1 protein-coding gene is annotated in these 1,176 nt (G+C 68.0%); it reads left to right on the plus strand.

Going from position 1 to position 1,176, the window contains the following annotated elements; all coding sequences use genetic code 11:
* The coding region (locus AC04L7_RS19130; RefSeq protein ID WP_475513765.1) for an efflux RND transporter permease subunit at window positions 1-1,176 on the plus strand (1,176 nt) is incomplete at both ends.

Consider the following 1,176-nt stretch of genomic DNA (forward strand, 5'->3'; position numbering starts at 1 on the left):
GGCATCGACACTGACCACGATCGCGGTTTTCCTGCCGCTGGTGTTCGTCGAAGGCATCGCCGGCCAGCTGTTCCGCGACCAGGCGCTGACGGTGTCGATTGCCATCGCGGTGTCACTGGTGGTGTCGATGACGCTGATCCCGATGCTGAGCGCGCTGAAGGGCCGTCCGCCGCTGGAGTTCCCGGCCGAGGCGCCGCGCGAGCCGTGGCGTCCCGAGAGCCGCTGGAAGAAGCCGGCGGCCTACGCGGGGCGCGGCATCGGTGCACTGTTCCGTTATGGTTTTTTCTCGCTGGTGTGGCTGGTGGTGCGGATCTTCCGTGGCCTCGCTGCGGTGATCGGACCGGTGATGCGCAAGGCAAGCGACCTGGCGATGGCGCCGTATGGCCGGGCCGAAGCGGGTTACCTGCGGATCCTGCCGGCTGCGTTGAAGCGACCAGTCCCGGTGCTGGGCGGCGCGGCGCTGGCGTTCGCGCTGACCCTGGCGGCACTACCGCTGCTGGGCGTGGACCTGATCCCGCAGCTGGCGCAGGACCGTTTCGAGATGACCGCCAAGCTGCCGCCGGGCACACCGCTCGCGCAGACCGACGCCCTGGTGCGCGAGGTGCAGCGTGCGCACGCAGGTGAGGATGGCGTGCGTCTGCTGTACGGCGTGTCGGGCACCGGCACGCGGCTGGACGCCAGCCCCACCGAAAGCGGCGAAAACATCGGCAAGCTGTCGGTGGTGATGACCGACAACGCGCGCGAGCAGGGTCTGATCGAAAGCCTGCGCGCGACCATGAAGCAGTGGCCGGAGGCCCAGGTCGACTTCGCCCGCCCGGAGCTGTTTGCGCTGGCTGCCCCGCTCGAGATCGAGATCGAAGGCAACAACCTGGAATCGATCCGTGTTGCTGGCAACCGCCTGGCCGAGCTGCTGCGGCAGAGCCCGCACTACGCCGACGTGAAATCGACGGTGGAGCAGGGCTTTCCGGAAATCCAGATCGTGTTCGACCAGGACCGTGYGGCTGCGTTGGGCCTGACCACGCGACAGATCGCCGATGCCGTGGTCAACAAGGTGCGCGGCAATGTCGCCACGCGCTACAGCTTCCGCGACCGCAAGATCGACGTGCTGGTGCGCGTGCAGGAATCCGAGCGCGCCTCGGTCGACGATATCCGCCGCCTCATCGTCAACCCCAGCGG

The sequence above is a fragment of the Pseudoxanthomonas sp. LjRoot204_2 genome (assembly GCF_056175765.1).